Below are 16846 nucleotides of genomic sequence, written 5' to 3'. Positions count from 1 at the left end.
AGGCCTGATGGGGTGGACGAACACGGACGAAGCCGTCCTCTCTCCTCCTGGGAGAGGGCCGGGGTGAGGGAAGTTGCCTAAGCTGTGCGCCATGACGCTCTCCGTCCCCGGCCTCCCCGCTCCGCTCGCCTCCGGCCGCCGCGAGGGCCAAGGCCCGCTCCTCGTCTACCTGCACGGGCTGGGCTGCGCGGCGAGCAGCGACTGGCCGCCGGTGGCCGAGGCACCGGCGCTGAAAGGCCGCGCGAGCCTGTGGCTGGACCTGCCCGGCTTCGGTCTCAGCCCGCGCCCGCACGACTTCGGCTACGACCTGCGCGAGGTCGCGAGCTTTTTGGCCGCAGCGCTCTCGCAGGAGCCTGTCGCCCTCATCGGCCACAGCATGGGCGGAACGCTCGCGCTGCTGCTCGCCGAGGAGCTCGTGCGCCGCGGCACGCCACCCGAGGCCCTGATACTCGCCGAGCCGAACCTGCGCGCCGAGGACGCGGTGGGCAGCAAGCGTGCCGCGGCGATGCGCGAGGAGGACTTCGTCGCGCAGTGGCCTGCGTGGGTTGCGGAGAGTGAGGGCCACTACCGCCGCACGGTGGAGCAGGCGGACCCGGTGGCCTTTCATCGCAGCGCGCGCTCGCTCGTGCACGAGGGCCGCGGCCTCATCCCGCGGCTCGCATCACTCCCCGTGGCACACCGCGGCTACATCCTCGGCGGCCGCAGCGACGCGAACACCCACGAGACGGCGCGCCAGGTCGCGGAGGCAGGTATCCCGGTCGTCGCGCTGGAGCGCTCGGGCCATGGCTTCTCCGAAGACGACCCGATTGGCTTCGCGCAGGCCATCGCGCAGTTGCTCGACGCGGAGACCTCCTCGCGGCGCTGACGAGCAGCAGAGCTCCTCAGCTCGGCTGCTCCACGCCTGCCGGGGGCGCGGCGCGCGGGGTGATGCCGCCCACGCTGTCCTGGAACACCTTCACGAGGGACATGGCGTTGGCGAGCGCGTCCACCGGCCCCACGCCGCCCACGCACTCCACGTGGGGAAAGAGCTCGGGGAGCACGAGCGGGCAGCACCAGTCGCCGTTCGGGTCCTCGGGGATGGGGCGCGGCCGGCCGATGACGATGCGCGTGAGGCGCTCCTGGCCATCCGGCGTGGTGTAGCCCCACCAGTCCTCCGCGATGGGGTCGTCGATCCGCTCGAGCTGGGGCATCGGCATGCGCCCCGGAATTCTACTCCCCCGCGCGCCGGCGCACCCGCTGCTGCACGCGTACCTTGCCCTCCTGCTCGTCCACCTGCACATCGACCTCGGCGTCACCGCCCTCTCGCCGCCGCAGCTCCTCGATGAGCCGCTGGCGCGCAGCCGCGCGCTCCTCGGGGCTCGCCCCTGCGCGGAACAGCCCGTGCCTCAGCGCGCCCAGCAGCGAGTCGCGCACCCGCCCCTGCAGCGGCTCGATGCCCACCTGCGCTCCCTTCAAGGCCGGCAGCGCGCGCAGTCCCTCGAGCGCCTCGGCGTCCGACGGGAGCGCATCGCCCCACACGTCCACGCGCAGCACCTTCACGCCCGTGCTGCCGCGCAGCATGCGCAGGTTCACCTCGAACACGCGTCCACCCGGCCCGCGCAGCACGCCCACCACCTGCTCGCCCAGGCGCTGAGGCGGTGCGGCGTCCTCGGCGAGCACCACCGAGATGCGCTTGCCCACCTCCACCCGGTAGCCCGCGGGCACCTGCGTCGCCGTGACGAGGCACAGCAGCACCGCGGCCGCCGGCGCATAGCGCAGCCACGCAGGGCGCCGCGAGGGCACGCGGGTCGCCTGTCTGTCGAACGCCTGCAGCAGCTGCGCCTCCAGCTGCACGCGGTGGGCCGTCTCCGCAGCGGGATCCACCGCGGGCGGTCCGCTGCGCAGGCCGCGCTTCAGCTCGTCATCCGTCATGGGTCAGCGCTCCTGCAGGGTCCGTCTCGTTCAAGCGTGCCCGCAGCTCGCGCACCGCGCGCGAGCTGCGCTGGCGCACCGCGGCCTCGCTCAGCCCCAGCAGCTGGGCAATCTCCGGGTGTCGCAGCCCGTCCACGTAGCGCAGCACGAGCAGCTCGCGCGTCTCCGGGTCCAGGCGCGAGAGCTCCGCGCGCACCCGCGCCTCCTGCTCGCTCTGCACCAGCTGCTCGAGCGGGCCCGCCGCGCCGTCCACCCGCGCGAGCGACTCGTCTTCAGAGGCCTGGACAGAGACGTGCGCGCCACGCCCGCGCGCCTGGTCCACCAGGGCATTGCGCGCGGCCTGCAGCGCGTAGGCGAGCACGCTGCCCCGCTTCGGGTCGATGCGCGCGAGCCCCTCGAGCAACCGGAAGAACACCTGCCCGATGACGTCCTCCGCATCCGCGCGCGCCGGCACGCGGCGGCGCACGTAGCCGGACACGGGCGCGTAGAGCGCCTGATAGAGCGCGCGGAAGGCCTCCCGGTCGCCGCGCTGGGCGCGCACGACGAGCCGGGAGAGCCACGCATCACGGAGGGGCCAGGGCAGCTGCGGCATGGGTTGGCCGCGCCTACTGCTTCTGCTCCTGCTCGCGCGTCTCCTTCTTGATGATCTTCACGCGCTTGCCGCCGGTGCCGCCGTCGCGCAGCTCGTCGCCCCGAGCCTCGATCGAGACCTGCGGACGCTCGGAGGCATCCAGCGCGCTCACCTGGATGTCCGCCCCGGCGAGCACCGGGAAGGCGTCGCGCAGCGTGCGCGGGATGTCCGCTGCGGGCACGGTGTTGCCCCACAGCTTCATCGTGAGCAGCACCTGCTCCGGGCTCTTCTTGGCGCGCACCTCGACCTGGTGCTCGCCGCCCGGAGCCTCGAGCGCCTGCACGAGCTTCTCCGCATCCGGCAGCTCGCCCTTGCCCGAGGGCATCGTCACCTGGACCTGGGTGCCGGCGTCCGCCGCGGCGGCTGGCAGCGCGAGCAGCGAGAGGGACAGCAGGGCAGCGGAGAGCAGCGAGCGGTTCAGCGTCTTCACGCGCATGGGATTGCGCCTCCTTCGTTGGCGTCAGTGGCATCAGTGCCGAAAGGAGATACGGCCGGGGGCCGAAAGTGTGACCGGCCGCTGCAGGCCGACAGCATCCCACACGGCGCGGGAGGCGCATCACGCCCGTGTCACGCTCCCCCGCGTATACCCCTGGGCGTCCTCCTGCTGGAGCCCTCCCGTGTCCCACAAGCGCTTCCTCCTCTCCGCCCTCACCCTCGCCTCCTCGCTCGCGGCACTCCCTGCCCGGGCCGCGCTGCCCACGCAGCTCTCGCAGCTGCCCGTGTATCCGGGCGCGCGCCCGACCCAGCTCGAGGAGGGCGAGTGGGAGGAGTCCACCCTCGGCAACGCGAAGAAGCCGGAGGTGAAGGCCTACCTCGTGGACGCCTCCATCGACGAGGTGACGCGCTGGTACGCGCAGCAGCTGGGCACGAAGGTGGGGGCCCACGTGGACGTGGAGCCGTCCGAGCTGAAGCCCGGCACCACCACGCCGGTGAACAACGACGTGTACCCGCACTCCCTCGAGGACGACGACGACGGCGCGGGCCACCTCCTCCGCTCCAAGGCGCAGAAGCAGGCGCTGCTGGCCAGGTGCCGCCCCGCCTTCAAGAGCGGCGAGTGGACGAGCAGCTCGAACTTCGACTGGACGCGCCTCAACGCGAACGGCAGCCGCAGCGTCTACTACGTCAACCTGGACGACCGCGGCGTGGCGCAGGACTGGAAGAGCTGCGTGAAGCGCACGCGCATCGTGCTCGCCACCGAGACGAGCCAGTCCACGCAGGAGGCCGAGGACGCGCAGGACCAGGCGATGCAGGCGCAGCTCGAGAAGACGCAGAAGGAGCTCGGCACGAAGCCGCCCACGGAGAAGGAGCTCGGGCTGCCGCTCTACCCGGGCGCCCGCTACGACGCGCGCGCCTCGGCCGGCATGTCGATGAACGCGCAGCGCGCCTACCTCTTCGTCACCGACGACGCGATGGCCAAGGTGGTGAAGTTCTACGAGGCCAAGCTGGGCAAGAAGGCGCAGGGCTCGGCCGAGACGGGCTACATGATTCCGCTCAAGGGCCAGGGCCTGGTGCCGGACGAGGGCCTCGCCGTGCAGCAGAACATGCTGCCCGGCGGCGGCAAGACGCTCATCACCGTGATGCGCGAGAAGAAGTAGGCCGCTAGCTCACGCGCCGCCACAGCGCGCGCAGGTCCTCGGGCAGCTGGTTCATCACGTCCTCGGCCTCGCCCTCGCTGAGGCGCGCGCGCAGCACGTTGCACACGGCGCGCACCACGGGCTCCACGGCCTCGGGCTGCAGCGCGAGGTCCTCGCCCACGCGCTGCAGCATCTCCTCGCGGCCGAACTTGCGGGGCGGCCCGCCGTGCTCGTGGCGCTCGCAGCGGTGCAGCAGCTCGGTCAGCTTCACCGGCAGCTGCGCCTCCATGTCCTTCGCCTCGTCCGGCAGGATGCGCTCCTCGAGGGCGCACAGCACCGAGGAGGCCGCGCGCTCGGCGACGTGCGGCGACATCCCGCCGCGCTCGGAGAGCTGGCGCAGGAAGTCCGCGTAGGTCTGGCTCGCGCGCGACTCGCGCCGCAGCGCCCGCCGCTCCTCGAGCGTGCGGGGCCTGGGCTGCGGTGTGCCCTGGGCACCGCGCTGCTGCTCCGGGTTCTGCGCCATGGGCTGCCTCCTGTCTCCCGCCAAGGTGGGGCGGCGCGCGCACGGCGTCAGCGGCTCCGGACTCTGGCGCTGGGCCGGTCCGCTGCGCGGCGTGCGACCGGGGGCCTCGAGCAGACAGGCGCCGGAGCCCCCGGGCCTCCGTCCGCTGCAGGGGTCCTGCCGCGAGCCCCACCTTCGGGGGGCACGGAGGAAGGGCATCGCATGGACCGCAATCGACTGGCGCGTGGGCTCGGATGGATGAGCGTGGGGCTGGGGCTGACGGACCTCGTCCTCGCGGAGGGGCTGTGCCGCCGGCTCGCGCTGGGACGGCGCGCCGCGCTCGTGCGGGTGATGGGCGCGCGGGAGCTGGCGAGCGGGCTCGGCCTGCTGATGAGCCGCCGGCCGCGGAGCTGGGTGCTCGCGCGCGTGGCGGGCGATGCGCTCGACCTCTCGCTGCTGGGTGCCGCGCTCTCGCGCAGGCGCCGCGCGCGGGCGTGGCAGCTCGGCACGCTCGCGGGCGCGGTGGGCCTCACCTTGCTGGACGTGTACGCCGCCTCGACCTTCGCGGAGGGCCCGCGCCGTCCGGAGCGCGCCAGAGCGCCGCTCCCCGAGGACCTCTCGCCCGCGCCCTACGCGCCCGCCGAGAGCTGGCGCGGCAGCGGGCTCGCCGAGGACGTGGGCGTGGCGCACGAGGAGACCGCCGAAGAGGACCCCGCTGCGCGCGAGCAGCGCATGCGCGAGGCGCAGCGGCGCCTGGGTCTGCCCGACCCCGACTCGCGCGTCTCGCACGTGTAGCGCCCCGGCCCATCCCACACGCCCGCAGGTGCACCCCATGGGTGCCGCCGCACCCAGCGCTCGTCGGCGAGCGGCGCGAGCCCGGGGCCTCCGTCACCCCGTCTACGGACCGCATGTACGGCGGGCACGTCCGCCACTAGGGTGCGTGCCCGCGGCGGGGGGATAGGGAGCGGCGAGCGATGTGGAGCGTTCAGGTCATCAACCCGGAGCGGAAGATCCTCGGACTGAGCTGGTCCGGGCTCGTGCAGCCGCACGAGGTGGCCGAGGCCAACGCGAGCCTCGAGGTGCACATCCGCGCCCTGCCCACGCCCGGCTTCGACCTGCTGGTGGACATGCAGGAGCTGCTCGCCTGGCCGCCGGAGACGCAGAAGGAGATCGTCGCGCACCAGCGCTGGCTCACCCAGCGCGGGATGCGGCGCGCCGCGGTCGTCACGGCCTCGTCGCTCACGCGCATGCAGCTCAAGCGCACCGCGCGCGAGTCCGACCACCGCACCGAGCGGCAGTTCGACACGGTGGGCGACGCACTCTTCTTCCTCGAGACGACCGAGCCGGGCTGAGCCCGCCTTACGCGCGTACCGGCACCGGCCGGCTGCGCTCCCACGCGAGCGCGAGCAGGAGGAAGCCTGCGCCGACCGCGCACACCGCGCGCCAGCCGCCCAGGTCCCACGCGAGCGCGCTGAGCGCCGAGCCGCACGCACCGCCCACGAAGTAGAAGACCTTGTAGATGGTGTTGAGGCGCGTCTGGGCCTCGGGGTGGATGCGGTAGATCTCCGTCTGGTTGGACACCGTGGCCGCCTGCGCGCCCAGGTCCAGCAGCACCACGCCGGCGATGAGCCCCGCCCAGGTGGCGCCCACGCCCGCGAACACCGCCCAGGCCGCGAGCATCAGGAGGATGCAGCCCTGCACGATGCGCCGCGCCCCGATGCGCTCCGCGTTGCGCCCCGCCACGTTCGCCGCGAGCGCGCCCACCGCCCCCACCAGGCCGAAGAGGCCCGCCGTGCCCGGGCCCATGTGGAAGGTGTCGCTCTGCAGGTAGAAGGCGAGCGAGGCCCAGAAGGCCGAGAGCGACGCGTACATCAGCGCGCCGGTGAGGGCGATGGCGCGCAGCGCCGGCAGCTCGCGGAACAGCCGCCACACCGAGTGCAGGAGCTGCGGGTAGCGCAGGCGCGCGGTGGACGCGTAGTGCGGCAGGCCCAGGCGCAGGCAGCCTGCCATCACCAGCATCGTCGCCGCGCCCACGAAGAACACCCCGCGCCAGCCCAGGTGCGCCGCCACGAAGCCCGCGAGCGTGCGCGAGACGAGCACGCCGATGAGCGCCGCGCTCAGGATGGTGCCCAGGTTGCGCGCGCGCTCCTGTGGCGAGCTGAGCACCGCGACGAAGGGGATGAGCACCTGCACCAGCACGGAGGTGAGCCCCAGCCCCAGGCACGCCGCGAGGAAGAGCGGGAAGGTGGGCGCGAGCCCCGCCATCCCCAGCGCCACCGCGGAGAGCAGCAGGAGCCCCACCAGCAGGCGGCGCTTCTCCAGCACGTCCCCGAGCGGGGTGAGGAAGAGCAGCCCCATCACGTAGCCGAGCTGGCACAGCATCGGGATGCGGCCCGTGCTCGCCGCGGACTGGTGGAAGGCGCTGGCGATCTCCCCGAGCAGCGGCTGGCAGTAGTACACGTTGCCTACCGCCAGCACCGTCGTCGCCGTGAGCATCCCCAGCAGGCGCCGGCTCAGCTGGACGGGCTGTGCACCCGGAGCCGCAGGCGTGTCGAGCGTGGAGAGGGCGGCAGCGGGGGTGGCCATGCAGTCAAGGTAGCCAGCGCCCGCCCATACATCCAATATATGCTTCATGTGACTTCGATACCCGGGAGGTATGGAGCATGGAGCTGCGCCACCTTCGCTACTTCGTCGCCGTCGCGCGCGAGCTGAGCTTCACGCGCGCCGCGCGCCGCCTGCACATGGCGCAGCCGCCCTTGAGTCAGCAGATCAAGGACCTGGAGCACGAGTTGGGCAGCGCCCTCTTCGAGCGCGCCGGGCGCACCGTGCTCCTGAGCGAGGCGGGCCGCGAGCTGCTGCCCGAGGCGCTGGACATCCTGGAGCGCGTGGAGCGGCTGCAGGAGCGCGCGACGCGGCGCGCCCGTGGCGAGCAGGGCGCGCTCTCGGTGGCGCTCATCTCCTCCTTCGCCACCCCGCGCTTCGCCGCCATGCTGCGCGACTTCCAGCGCCGGCACCCGGGCGTGCTCATCACCCTGGGAGACCACCCCTCCAGCTGGCAGCTGGAGGCACTGGGGCGCGGCGCGCTGGACGTGGGCTTCCTGCGCCCGCCGCGCAAGCCCCCCGCCAACCTGCGCACCCACGTGCTGCGCCGCGAGGCGATGCGCCTCGCCGTTCCGCAGGCCCACCCGCTCGCGAAGCAGCCCGTCGCCGAGTGGCGCGCGCTGGAGGGCGAGCCGCTCATCCTCATCGAGTCGGGCGCCTCGGGCGACTACTACGGCGCCTTCTTCGAGCGCTGCCGCCACGCGGGCTTCGAGCCCAGCGTGCGGCAGACCACACACAACGTGGCCACGCAGGTGTGGCTGGTCTCCGCCGGGCTGGGCATCGCCCCCATGCCCACCACTCCGGACGTGGAGCGCTACCCGGGCGTCGCCTTCGTGGACCTGCCGCGCGACGCACCCGTGGGCGAGACGGCCATCGCCTGGCGCGGCTCGGACGAGTCCCCTGCCCTGCGGCGCTTCGTGGACTTCGCCCGCGAGGCGCTCTCTCCGCGCTGAGCGTGGTAGAGCGGGCGGCATGTCCTCCCCCACACTGTCCGCTCCTGGCGTCACCGTCGCCCTCACCGAGGGTGGCGTGCACCGGGTGCTGCACGGGGACGCCCAGGGCATCTACGCGCTGGGCACGCTGACGCCGACCTTCACCGGGGCGCTGCTCGCGGTGCTCGCATCGCGCGGCGAGCTGCAGCTGGACACACCGCTCTCCGCGCTCATCCCGCGCGGCCTGCTGCCGGACGAGGCCGCGGGAAGCCTCACGCTGGCGCAGCTCGCCACGCACACCGCAGGGCTGCCCTGGCTTCCGCCGAACCTCGGCGCGCACCGGCCGGAGGATCCGCTCGGCGCCTTCACGGCGCTGCACTTCGGTGAGCTGCTGCGAGGCCTGCACCCGGTGAAGCCCCCGCCGCATCCCTATGCGGAATCACTCGTGGGCGCGGGCATCCTCGGCCACGCCCTGGGGCGGCGCGCGGGCGTGAACTACGCGCACGCGGTGCGCGACCACGTGTGCACGCCGCTCGGGCTCACGGATACCAACGCGCGTCCGACGGACGAGCAGCAGCCGCGGGTGCGCGCGGGACACGATGCGCGCGGGCGCCCGCTGCCCGCGTGGACCTTCCCGGCGCTGCCCGGGGCGGGGGCGCTGTACTCGAGCGCGGGCGACCTCTTGCGCTTCCTCGACGCGCAGCTGGGCCATGCGCCGCTCTCCGCGGCGCTGCGCCTCACGCACGTGCCGCGCGCGAGGGCGGGGCGCCGGCAGGTGGGGCTCGGCTGGCTCATCGATGAAGGTCCGGTGCTCTGGCGCAGCTCCGTGCTCGGAGGTTTCTCGGCATTCCTCGGCTTCGCGCCGCAGCGAGACCGCGGCGTCGTGGTGCTTTCGGACCACGGCCGCTCGCGCATCGACGCGTTCCTGCGCCGCGAGCCGCTCGTGAAGGCCGGGCTCTCGATGCTCCACCAAGCGTAGAAGATGAAGCACGGGAGCGAAGCTGTCCCCTCTCCCTCTGGGAGAGGGACGGGGTGAGGGAAGAGGGCGCAGCTCCGCGCCCCGGATGCAGACGAGTGCGGCAAGCGGCTAGAACAAGGCCATGGCCCACCGCGCACACCTGCTCCTGGGAGCCGCCGTCCTCCTCCTCTCACCGGCCGCGCACGCCGCGCCGCTCATCGACGCGCGCGAGGCACAGCGCGCCTTCGACGACTTCGCGCGCACCTGCCGCGAGGACGGAGGCAAGCTGTGGGGCACGTCCCTCTGCGGCCCGCTGCTGCTGGTGGAGCCGGAGACGCGCGCCTTCGTCGCGAGCGAGCTCCCGAAGGACGCCGAGGGCGGCGGACACCCCGGGCTCTACGTAGGTGTGCTGCCTGCGGACCAGCTCGTGGCGAACACCTCGATGCACTGGCGCGGCACCACCTGGGCACAGCTGCGCGCCCCGCTCCCCGAAGACCCCGCGCAGCGCCGCGTGCTCCTCGCGCACGAGTCCTTCCACCGGGTGCAGGAGGGCCTGGGGCTCACGGGGAAGGAGGGCGGCAATGCGCACCTGGACTCGCTCGAGGGCCGGGTGCTGCTGCAGCTCGAGTGGCGTGCGCTGGCCCGCGCGCTCGGCACGCAGGGTGCGGCGCGCCGCGAGGCCGCACAGGACGCGCTGCTGTTCCGCACGGCGCGGCGTGCGCGCTTTCCCCAGGCCACGGAGGAGGAGCGCGGGCTGGAGCGACACGAGGGGCTCGCGGAGTACACGGGCGTGCGACTGGGGGGCACCACCGCAGCGCAGCGACACGCGCTCGCGCTGAGGGACCTCGAGCAGACGGCGCAGCGCCCTTCCTTCGTGCGCGCCTTCGCGTACGCCTCGGGGCCTGCGTACGGCCTGCTGCTGGATGAGGCGGGCGCGCAGTGGCGGCCGCACATGCGCGAGGGTGCGGACCTCGGCGAGCTGCTGCGCAGCGCGCTGAAGCTTCAGGTCCCATCTACCCAGGAAGTGGCTGCGCGCGAGAACGCCTATGACGGCGCAGCGCTGCGGCGCACGGAGGAGGCGCGAGCCGCGGAGGCCGCGAAGCAGCTCGCCCACTACCGCAGCGTGCTGGTGGAGGGCCCGGTGCTGCACCTGCCGCTGCGCAAGATGAACATCGAGTTCAACCCGGCGACGCTGGTCCCGCTCGACGCAGAGGGCACGGTGTACCCCACGGCGCACATCGTGGACGTGTGGGGCGCGCTCACCGTGACAGGAGGGGGCGTGCGGATGGCCTCGGACTGGAAGCACGCCTACGTCGCGGCGCCGCGCTCGACGGCCGGGGACACGCTCTCGGGCGAGGGCTGGACGCTGAAGCTCTCTCCGGGCTGGAGCGCGCAGCCGGGCGCGCGCAAGGGCGACCTCGAGCTGCGCGAGTCCGCGGGACGCTAGCGGCGGCCTCCTCCCGAGCACCTGGCAGCAACTTCACGAGCGCTGAGGCGCGCTGCGCTGTAGAGGTGGGCCTCCCTCTTCTCCAGCAAGGAGCACCCCATGGCGATTTCCATGTACTCGGCCAGCGTCCCCGTCTTCCTGAAGATGCTCGGCAACATGCAGACGTGGCTGGGCAAGGCGGCGGCGTTCGCGGAGACGAAGAAGTTCGACCCGAACACGCTGCTCACCGCGCGGCTCGCGCCGGACATGCTGCCCTTCAAGAACCAGATCCAGATCGCCTGTGACTCGGCGAAGCTCGGCGTGGCGCGGCTCGCAGCCGCCGAGGCCCCGAAGTTCGAGGACAACGAGGCCACGCTCAAGGAGCTCGAGGCGCGCATCGCGAAGACCATCGACTACCTGAAGACGGTGAAGGCCGAGCAGGTCGACGGCAGCGAGGAGCGGCCCATCAGCGTGCCGCGCCGCACGGGCGAGCCGCTGCAGTTCACCGGCGAGGCGTACCTGAAGGGCCACGCCCTGCCGAACTTCTTCTTCCACGCGACCATGACCTACGCCCTGCTGCGCCACAACGGCGTGGACCTGGGCAAGGCCGACTACCTCGGCGGGCGCTGAGTGTCCGCTTCGGGCCGCACGTAGACCGGCTTCCAGTCGGGGTAGGTGCTGCCGACCAGCACGCCGATGAGCGCGCCGAACGCCGCGCCCGTCAGCGCACCGAACCCGGCGTACCGAGGGACGGAGATCGTTTGATCGCTCTCCCCCACCGCCTTGGCAACACCCGCGTAGCCGCCGGCCAGCGCTCCTCCCAGGAGCGCCCCGGCGCCACCTCCGATGAGGACGGCGGTGCGCATGGAGTGGGTGGGCACCGCCACCTCGGTGAGTGCCGCCACGGGGACGCTGCCCTTCTGGCCGTCCGGAAGCACGAGATGGAACAGGCCATCGCGCTGCATGAAGTAGTGCCCCGTCTGCACTCGCAGACCCGTGGTGACGCGCACCTTCTGGCCAACGTCGAGGGCGACGGGGACGCGTGGGGCGTCACTCGGCGCGGGCGTGGGCGCAGCGGGGGCCTGCGAGAGCAGCAGCGTGGGCGGCAGGAAGAGCAGCGCGGTGAGCATGGCAGGTGGCTCTGCAGAACACGTGCCGGCCGCGACGCGCGGGGCGCACTCTCCATCGATCGAGCGGCGGGTCGACGTTCCTCCATGTGGGACGGCAGGTGCCGATGAGCGCGCGCCGTTCTCGCTCTTTGCACAGGTGCGCAGCTCTTTGCACAGGTGCGCAGCTTCGCCCGGCTCCCTCACCCCGGCCCTCTCCCAGGGGGGAGAGGGAGGCTGCGGTCAGACCACGGCGAGCCGGAGCAGGCGCTCGAAGAGCTGCGGGTGGCGGGAGAGAGAGCGGATGACGGCCCTGCGCGCGCGGGGCCGGCGCGCGAGGAAGAGCAGCGCCCCGGCGGTCCACGCGTAGCTCCGGAAGGCCCGGCGGAACGCGCGCTCGTAGGGAGCGAGTGCGCGCGCGTCTGCGCCCTGCGCGAGCGCTCCGGGCAGCACCTGCCCGAGTGCCTCCGCGCAGGTGAAGGCGAGGCTCAGCCCCTCCCCCGTGCACGCATCTACATAGCCCGCGGCATCTCCCAGCAGCACGAAGCGGTCCGCCACGCGCGAGCGGGCGCGGCGTGCGAGCGGCCCCGCCCCGCGCGCCTCCGAGTCGGGCGCGGTGCCCGCGAGCTGCTCCTGCAGCACGGGGAAGCGCGCGAGGAGTGACTCGAAGCTCACCTTCTGGGCGGCGCCGTCCTCCCACAGGAAGGCCACGCCCACGCGTGAGGTTCCTGCAGGCGTCACGTAGGCCTCGACGCCGTCCGCGAAGTGCACCTCGACGAAGGGGCTCCACGCGGGCCGCGCGAAGTGCCGCCGCAGCCCGAAGCGCCGCGGGCCGTGCACCGGCACGTCGAGTCCCTCTGCGTGGCGCAGCGGGCTCGCGAGCCCATCCGCCGCCACCAGGAGCCGCGCGCGCAGTGTGCCCGCGGCCGTGTCCACCTCGATGCCGCCCGGCACGCGCCGGTGCGCCGTCACCTGCGCGCGCTCCTGCAGCCGCACGCCCAGCTCTCGCGCGCGGGCCGAGAGCGCGTCCGAGAGCGCGAGCCGGCGGATGCCCAGCCCGCCCCCGCCCGGCAGCCGTCCCTCCACCTGGGTGCCGTCCTCCTGCACGTACCGGATGCCCACGTAGGGCGCGCTCTCGCGCAGGTCCAGGTGGGGCAGCACGCCCATGCGCTCGAGCGCCGCGAGCCCGCCGGGCATCAGTCCCTCGCCGCAGGCCTTGTCGCGTGGAGTGAAGGCGCGCTCGAGCACCACCGCGCTGAGTCCCGCCCGGGCTGCGCACACGGCCGCCGCGAGCCCCGCGGGGCCTCCACCGGCGATCGCGATGTCGCAGTCCAGTTGCATCTATCCCTCACCCTTTCCCTCTCCCAGGGGGAGAGGGGACCTCTTCGCCCGCGAACCCCGGGAGGAAGAGACCTTCAGCCCTCGCGCGCCCTCGCGAACGCGAGCGCGCTGCGCGCCACCTCCACCGCCATGCCCACCGCGCCCATGTGCTTGGGCGGATGCAGCTCGCCGGCGAGGTAGCGCCGCAGCGCCTCCTGGCGGCGCAGCTTGCCGCTGCTGGTGCGCGGCAGCGTGCCGGGGGCGAGCAGGCGCACGGTGTGCGGGCGGATGCCGGTGGCAGCCAACACCGCCTGCCGGATGTGCTCCTCCACCGTTGCGTCGTCCGCCGCCTCGCCCGTCCCCGCGCGCTCGGCGAGCAGCAGCAGCGCCTCGTCCTCCTCGCCCGGCGGCGTGAAGCCGAGCGCGACCGCGCACCCGGTGCGCACGCCCTCCACGCCCTCGAGCGGATCCTCGAAGGCCTGCGGCGCGTGGTTCGCCCCGCGCACGATGACCAGGTCCTTCGCGCGCCCCGTGATGAACAGCTCGCCGCCCTCGCAGAAGCCGAGGTCTCCGGTGTCCAGCCACCCGTCCGCGCTCAGCGCGCGCACCGTGGCCTCCGGCAGCCCGAAGTAGCCCGTCATCACGCTGGGCCCGCGCACCCGGATGCGCCCCACGCGGCCCTCGGGCAGGGGCTGGCCGTCCTCGCCCCACACCTCCACCTCGAAGCCCGCGAGCGGCCGGCCCACCGAGGCGAAGTGGCGCGCGGCCTCGCCCTCCCCGGCAGAGGCCCGCCCCTCGCGCGCGAGCACCTGCGCGTCCACCGCCAGGCTGCGCACCCCGCGCCCCTGCGGCGGGAAGGTGACGGCGAGCGCCGTCTCGCTCATCCCGTACACCGGGCGGCACGCGCTCGCGCGGAAGCCCCAGCGCCCGAAGCGCTCGCTGAAGCGGCGGAAGGTCTCCACGCTCACCGGCTCCGCGCCGTTGAGCGCCTGCGTCCAGCCGCTCAGGTCCACGCCCTCCAGCTCCGCGTCCTTCACCCGCTTGAGGCACAGGCCGTAGGCGAAGTTGGGCGCGGGGCTGATGAAGCCGCGGTGGCGCGAGAGCGCGCGCAGCCACAGCCCGGGGCGCGCGAGGAAGAGCTCGGGCGGGATGAGCACCAGGTCGCCCGGGTGGTACATGGCGAGCAGCAGGCAGCCCACCAGTCCCATGTCGTGGTACAGCGGCAGCCAGCTCACGCCCACGCGCGGCGCCCCCTCGGGCACGGGCACCTCGAGGTGCAGCGCGGCGAGCTGGGCCATGAGCACGCGGTGGCTCAGGGCCACCGGCTTCGGGTCCACCGTGGAGCCGCTGGAGAACTGGATGAGGCCGAGCGCCTCCGGAGACACGGCCGCCGGCGCCACGAGCCCACCGCGCTCGCGCACGTCGTCCACCGTGCGGCAGCCCAGCCGCGGGCGCGCCGCCTGCACGCTGGGCCCCAGCAGCAGGCGCACGCGCGAGTCCGTGAGCACCACGCAGCTGCCCGTGAGCTGCAGCATGCGCACCGTGGTGCGGTGGTACTCCTCGAGCCGCCCGAGGCGCACCGGCGGGTAGAGGGGCACGGGCACCGCGCCGGCGAGCAGCGCGCCGAAGAAGGCGTCCATGAAGTGGGGGCTGGTGGGCAGGAGCAGCGCCACCCGGTCCCCCTCGCGCACGCCCAGCTCGCGCAGCCCTGCGGCGGTGCGCCGCGCGCGCGCGTGGACCTCGTCCCAGGACAGGCGCTCCTCGCGCTCGGCCGCGTCCACGAACACGAGCCCGTGCCCGGTCTGCGCCGCGGCCGCGAGCGTGTCGTTGAGCGTGTCGAAGCGGGGCGTGGGCAGCGCGGGGCCTCTCACGGGCGCACCTCCTGCTCCGCCGCGGCGGCCGTCTCCGCCGTACGCGTCGCGACCAGGCGCATCAGGTCCTGCACGGTGAGCACCCCGGCGCTGTCCTCCTCGGTGAGCCGCACCCGGAAGCGGTTCTCCAGCCCCACCGCGAGCACCGTGAGCCCCAGGCTGTCCAGCTGCAGGTCGCGCAGCAGGTCGTCCTGCGGCTGCACGGGCCGGGTCCACTCCAGCTCCTCGGCGGCGATGCGGCGGATCTCCGCGAGCACCTCCTGCTCGCGCACGCCAGTCACGTCAGCGCCACTCACGGTGCACCTCGTTCAGGATGGGACGTGGCAGGGTTGCCTCTGGCTGCAGGGACTTCGGGAAGGAAGCGCGGCCGGCCCTCGAAGGCGTGCGCCCAGCTGCTGCCCAGCGCGGCCTCCTCGGCGCGGATGCGCACGCGCAGCAGCCACGCGTTGGCCGCGCTGAACACGAGCGCCGTCACCCACGCGCCGTGGATGAGCGGCACGCACGCGAGCTCGAGCACCACGGCCACGTAGTTGGGGTGGCGCAGGAAGCGGTAGGGCCCGCCCGTGACCGGAGGCAGGCCCGGCACCACGATGATGCGCGAGTTCCAGCGCTCGCCCAGCGTGGCGATGGCCCAGTAGCGCAAGCCCTGCGACCCGAGCGCGAGCGCGAGCGCCGCCCAGCCGAGCAGCCCCGGGAAGGGGCGCTCCAGCAGGGCCACCTCCAGCACGCAGGCCGCGAGGAAGAGCGAGTGCAGCACCACCATCACCCGGTAGTGGCGCTGCCCCGTCTCCACGCCCCCGCGGGCGAAGGCGCGCTGCGCGTTGCGGCGCGAGAGCACGAGCTCCACCCCGCGCTCCAGCGCGAGCAGCCCCATGAAGCCGTAGAAGAGGGCGTGGCGCGTCACCATCGCAGCAGCACCAGCTCCGCGCAGAAGCCCGGGCCCATGGCGAGCATCAGCCCCCAGTCGCCCGCCTTCGCCTCGCCGCTCTCGAGCAGCTCCGACATCACGAAGAGCACCGAGGCGCTGGACAGGTTGCCCACCTCCTTGAGGCTCGCCCACGAGCGCGCGAGCGCTCCCGGCGGCAGCTCCAGCGCGCCCTCGAAGGCCTCCAGCACCTTGGGCCCTCCGGTGTGCGCCACCCAGTGCTTCACGTCCGCGCGGGTGAGGCCGTGCGCGGAGAGGAAGCCGTCCACGTCCGTGCGCACGTGCTCGCGCACCAGCTGCGGCACCTTCGCGCTGAGCACCACCTTGAAGCCGGTGTCCACCACGTCCCAGCCCATCACGCGCTCGCTGTCCGGGTAGAACACGCTGCGGGTGTCCACCACGCGCGGGGCCGGGACGCCCTGCGCCGTGAGCTCCGCCGCGCGCTCGCCGCCCACGAGCACCGCGCACGCCGCGCCGTCGCCGAAGAGCCCGCTCGCGATGATGTTGGGGATGGAGAGGTCCTCGCGCTGCAGCGTGAGCGAGCACAGCTCCACCGCGAGCAACAGCGACACGCCGCGCGGCCAGGCGCGCAGCGCGTCCGCCGCCCGCGCGAGCCCCGCTGCCCCCGCCACGCAGCCCAGCCCGAAGAGGGGGCTGCGCTTCACGTCCGGGCGCAGGCCGAGCCGGTTCATCAGGCGCGCGTCGATGCTGGGCGTGGCGATGCCCGTCACGGTGACGAAGAACACCTGGTCCACGTCTGCCGGGGTGAGCCCCGCCTTGCCGAGCGCGTCGCGCGCCACGCGCTCGCCCAGCTCCAGCGCCGCCTCGATCCACGCGTCGTTGCGCGCGCGGAAGCTCTGCAGCGCGGCGTAGTCCGCGAGCGGGCGCGCGAGGTGGCGCCCCGTCACCTGCACCGCGCGGTGCAGGTCCTCCAGGCGCTCCACGTTGAAGTGCTTCTGGGCCCACGCCGCCCGGAACGCCTCGATGAGCTGCTCCTGCGTGGCGTAGTGGGGCGGAAGGCCCCGGGCCACCGCGCGGAGCGCCGGGGCAGGAAGGGAGTGCGCGGGGCTGGACATACCCTTGACGCTA

20 protein-coding genes are annotated in these 16846 nt (G+C 73.8%); 8 read left to right on the top strand and 12 right to left on the bottom strand.

The genetic code is table 11. The features are described from left to right. Positions 1-91: 91 nt before the first annotated feature. Entirely contained in the window at positions 92-865 is a 774-nt protein-coding gene (locus tag FGE12_RS05405) for an alpha/beta fold hydrolase (RefSeq protein ID WP_153865166.1), read from the top strand. A 16-nt stretch (positions 866-881) separates the two neighbouring features. Here the strand turns inward: FGE12_RS05405 and FGE12_RS05400 are convergent, their stop codons facing one another. The 4 genes from FGE12_RS05400 to FGE12_RS05385 are packed head-to-tail and all read right to left on the bottom strand — an operon-like array spanning position 882 to position 2978. Then, positions 882-1196: a hypothetical protein gene (locus FGE12_RS05400; RefSeq protein WP_153865165.1), complete on the bottom strand. Its 315-nt coding sequence runs from the start codon at positions 1194-1196 to the stop codon at positions 882-884. A 13-nt stretch (positions 1197-1209) separates the two neighbouring features. After that, positions 1210-1911: a hypothetical protein gene (locus FGE12_RS05395; protein WP_153865164.1), complete on the bottom strand. Its 702-nt coding sequence runs from the start codon at positions 1909-1911 to the stop codon at positions 1210-1212. Further along, entirely contained in the window at positions 1901-2503 is a 603-nt protein-coding gene (locus FGE12_RS05390) for an RNA polymerase sigma factor (RefSeq protein ID WP_153865163.1), read from the bottom strand. The genes FGE12_RS05395 and FGE12_RS05390 overlap by 11 nt, the downstream gene beginning before the upstream one ends. Before the next feature lie 13 nt (positions 2504-2516). Further along, a complete protein-coding gene (locus FGE12_RS05385; protein WP_153865162.1) occupies positions 2517-2978 on the bottom strand; it encodes a hypothetical protein in 462 nt (153 codons plus the stop codon). Positions 2979-3159: 181 nt separating this feature from the next. Here FGE12_RS05385 and FGE12_RS05380 point away from each other — a divergent pair, with 181 nt between their 5' ends. After that, the gene (locus FGE12_RS05380; protein ID WP_153865161.1) at positions 3160-4137 is read left to right on the top strand and encodes a hypothetical protein; all 978 of its coding nucleotides are present in this window, start codon (positions 3160-3162) and stop codon (positions 4135-4137) included. Between the two features lie 4 nt (positions 4138-4141). Here FGE12_RS05380 and FGE12_RS05375 read toward each other — a convergent pair whose 3' ends face one another. Further along, a complete protein-coding gene (locus tag FGE12_RS05375; RefSeq protein ID WP_153865160.1) occupies positions 4142-4639 on the bottom strand; it encodes a DUF2267 domain-containing protein in 498 nt (165 codons plus the stop codon). Positions 4640-4840: 201 nt separating this feature from the next. Between FGE12_RS05375 and FGE12_RS05370 the strand changes: the two genes are divergently transcribed. Both FGE12_RS05370 and FGE12_RS05365 read left to right on the top strand, forming a co-directional pair. Then, entirely contained in the window at positions 4841-5413 is a 573-nt protein-coding gene (locus FGE12_RS05370; RefSeq protein WP_153865159.1) for a hypothetical protein, read from the top strand. A gap of 179 nt (positions 5414-5592) precedes the next feature. Continuing rightward, positions 5593-5970: a hypothetical protein gene (locus FGE12_RS05365; protein ID WP_153865158.1), complete on the top strand. Its 378-nt coding sequence runs from the start codon at positions 5593-5595 to the stop codon at positions 5968-5970. 7 nt (positions 5971-5977) lie between these two features. On the opposite strand, the gene FGE12_RS05360 is transcribed toward FGE12_RS05365, so the two are convergent. Beyond that, positions 5978-7204: an MFS transporter gene (locus FGE12_RS05360; RefSeq protein ID WP_228530584.1), complete on the bottom strand. Its 1227-nt coding sequence runs from the start codon at positions 7202-7204 to the stop codon at positions 5978-5980. A 77-nt stretch (positions 7205-7281) separates the two neighbouring features. On the opposite strand from FGE12_RS05360, the gene FGE12_RS05355 reads away from it, so the two are divergent. From FGE12_RS05355 to FGE12_RS05340, 4 genes are all read left to right on the top strand, one after another. Continuing rightward, the gene (locus tag FGE12_RS05355) at positions 7282-8172 is read left to right on the top strand and encodes a LysR family transcriptional regulator (protein WP_153865157.1); all 891 of its coding nucleotides are present in this window, start codon (positions 7282-7284) and stop codon (positions 8170-8172) included. Between the two features lie 19 nt (positions 8173-8191). Continuing rightward, complete coding sequence (locus tag FGE12_RS05350) at positions 8192-9130, top strand: serine hydrolase (RefSeq protein WP_153865156.1); 939 nt, start codon at positions 8192-8194, stop codon at positions 9128-9130. 121 nt (positions 9131-9251) lie between these two features. Beyond that, a complete protein-coding gene (locus FGE12_RS05345; protein ID WP_228530583.1) occupies positions 9252-10556 on the top strand; it encodes a hypothetical protein in 1305 nt (434 codons plus the stop codon). Positions 10557-10655: 99 nt separating this feature from the next. Next, positions 10656-11165 (top strand): DUF1993 family protein, encoded by a 510-nt coding sequence (locus tag FGE12_RS05340; protein WP_153865155.1) that lies wholly within the window; start codon positions 10656-10658, stop codon positions 11163-11165. Here FGE12_RS05340 and FGE12_RS05335 read toward each other — a convergent pair. The 6 genes from FGE12_RS05335 to FGE12_RS05310 all read right to left on the bottom strand — a co-directional run bounded on the left by FGE12_RS05335 (position 11147) and on the right by FGE12_RS05310 (position 16833). Then, the gene (locus FGE12_RS05335) at positions 11147-11665 is read right to left on the bottom strand and encodes a hypothetical protein (RefSeq protein ID WP_153865154.1); all 519 of its coding nucleotides are present in this window, start codon (positions 11663-11665) and stop codon (positions 11147-11149) included. The two genes, FGE12_RS05340 and FGE12_RS05335, sit on opposite strands and share 19 nt — an antisense overlap. A 219-nt stretch (positions 11666-11884) precedes the next feature. Continuing rightward, positions 11885-12982 (bottom strand): NAD(P)/FAD-dependent oxidoreductase, encoded by a 1098-nt coding sequence (locus tag FGE12_RS05330; RefSeq protein WP_153865153.1) that lies wholly within the window; start codon positions 12980-12982, stop codon positions 11885-11887. 74 nt (positions 12983-13056) lie between these two features. Continuing rightward, positions 13057-14832 carry a fatty acyl-AMP ligase gene (locus FGE12_RS05325; protein ID WP_194797603.1) on the bottom strand — a complete coding sequence of 592 codons (1776 nt, stop codon included), beginning with the start codon at positions 14830-14832 and terminating at the stop codon, positions 13057-13059. Beyond that, positions 14829-15128, bottom strand: coding sequence for a phosphopantetheine-binding protein (locus tag FGE12_RS05320; protein WP_370458890.1), 300 nt, complete (start codon positions 15126-15128; stop codon positions 14829-14831). The genes FGE12_RS05325 and FGE12_RS05320 overlap by 4 nt, the downstream gene beginning before the upstream one ends. Next, positions 15125-15739 (bottom strand): isoprenylcysteine carboxyl methyltransferase family protein, encoded by a 615-nt coding sequence (locus FGE12_RS05315; RefSeq protein WP_153865152.1) that lies wholly within the window; start codon positions 15737-15739, stop codon positions 15125-15127. Before FGE12_RS05315 ends, FGE12_RS05320 begins: the two co-directional genes overlap by 4 nt. After that, on the bottom strand, positions 15733-16833 hold the full coding sequence (locus FGE12_RS05310; protein WP_153865151.1) for a type III polyketide synthase: 1101 nt from the start codon (positions 16831-16833) through the stop codon (positions 15733-15735). Before FGE12_RS05310 ends, FGE12_RS05315 begins: the two co-directional genes overlap by 7 nt. Positions 16834-16846: the final 13 nt, after the last annotated feature.

The sequence above is a fragment of the Aggregicoccus sp. 17bor-14 genome (assembly GCF_009659535.1).
Taxonomy (GTDB): domain Bacteria; phylum Myxococcota; class Myxococcia; order Myxococcales; family Myxococcaceae; genus Aggregicoccus.
This window is presented reverse-complemented; position numbering and strand designations above follow the sequence as displayed.